Raw genomic sequence first — 1623 nt, 5'->3', positions numbered from 1 at the left:
TTGGTCAAGGCGAGCTCGGGGATGGCGGCATCAGCGCCATTGTCAATCACCCCTTCCTAGGCTCGCTACCGCTACTGCTTGAGACCACCGTAGAGAAATACCAGGACTACGCTGGGGAAATTCGCCGAGTCTTGGAGCTAAGGAATACCCAGGCTTAGGTTGCGCCCGTTTCTCTCGCCTACGGCGGCCTGACCCAGAGCTAAGACTTCTGGGTCTAGGCCGCTTTTTTCAACCCAGGTTCGCCAACTACCTCTGAACAGCCTTGCTGCTTTTGCTCTCTTCTAAATGAATCTGAATGGTTTAGAAGTTACTTGCATAAAAATGAAGGAAATTGATTATCCATGGCGAATTGTTTCGGTTAAGCGCAGCACCGTGGCCGGCTATACGGTTGTGGAGGTCATTTGACTGGGCCGTAGCTGGCTGGCCGTGAGCGCCGGACGCCAAATTGGCGGGCAAGTTTGGCTTGGTAACTGGCCTCGGTTAAGGAGAGATTGGCTTGTTGACGGCCCAAAGGCGGGAAGAAATACGATCGATTCTCGGCCAACGAGATTGGATTTCGGCGGCGGAGCTGGCGCAAATGCTGAAGGTATCCCTTTCCACCATCAGGCGCGACCTGATTGAGCTTGAGCAAGCTGGCGTCCTGATCCGCACTCGGGGTGGAGCCTGCCTGTCCCATTGCTTGCCCGAGGCTGGAAAGACCGAGGTCAGGGCCCAAATGCGGACTGCCGAAAAGCAGAAGATTGGCCGGTTAGCAGCCAAGCTGGTGGAAAGGGCTGGGAGCATCATTCTTGACGCCGGTACCACCACTTTAGAGGTGGCTCGGGCCCTCAACCCACCCCAAAGCCTGCGGGTCATCACCGATAGCGTTGAGATTGCCTATGAGCTTCGGGACCGGCAGAACATCACGGTAATCGTTACTGGCGGCATCATGCGACCCTATGCCTACAACCTTTTCGGCGGGATGGGGGAGCAGATGCTGGCGGGCCTGCATGCCCAGGTTTGCGTGATGGGCGGTAGCGCCCTGAGCCTGGAGGAAGGGTTGACTAAACACGACGTTGAGTCCTTGCCCATCCGCCGCAAGATGGTAGAGATTAGCCGCCAGCTGGTGGCGGTGATTGACTCCAGCAAGTTTGAAAAGACGGGAGTGGGCACGGTCTGCCCAGTAACCCGAATCAACCTGCTGGTGACCGATGCTGGCATCAGCGCCGAGTTTCGGCAAGCGCTGGAGCGGCAAGGGGTTAAAGTAATGGTAGCTGAGTAGGTGCGATGCCATAGCCCCCTATTCAGCCCAAGAAAGCAGCTAAGAAAGGAGCTAAGCCATGACACTAGGAAAAGAAGTTCGTCTAAACCGTCTACTTGACCCTGAATCGCGGCGTTTTGTCGGCATTACCGTCGATCACGCCATGGCCCGCGGGGTTTTGCCGGGTCTAGTTAATATCCGGGAGACGGTGGCCAAGGTAGTGGCCGGTGCTCCCAATGCAATTACCATGCATAAAGGCATCGCTGAGAAAGTATTTTCCCCTTACGCAGGCCGGATTTCCCTGATTCTTAAGGCTACTACTTTCGCTCCTTACCATCCTAATTTTGATACCCCAGTGGCCGAAGTCAAGGAAGCCATAAGAT

At 55.5% G+C, this 1623-nt stretch carries 3 protein-coding genes; all 3 read left to right on the top strand.

The window, feature by feature from the left end; translation table 11 throughout:
- On the top strand, positions 1-158 hold a 158-nt coding region (locus H5U02_15470), incomplete at its 5' end, for an endonuclease (GenBank protein MBC7343818.1).
- Positions 159-496: 338 nt separating this feature from the next.
- Positions 497-1261 (top strand): DeoR/GlpR transcriptional regulator, encoded by a 765-nt coding sequence (locus H5U02_15465; GenBank protein ID MBC7343817.1) that lies wholly within the window; start codon positions 497-499, stop codon positions 1259-1261.
- A gap of 58 nt (positions 1262-1319) precedes the next feature.
- Positions 1320-1623: fructose-bisphosphate aldolase (locus H5U02_15460; GenBank protein ID MBC7343816.1), on the top strand; the 304-nt coding region annotated here is incomplete at its 3' end.

Source organism: Clostridia bacterium, assembly GCA_014360065.1.
Lineage (GTDB): Bacteria > Bacillota > DSM-521 > Neomoorellales > JACIYF01 > JACIYF01.
Note: the sequence above shows the minus strand (reverse complement) of the source record. Positions and strands in the feature narration are given on the sequence as shown.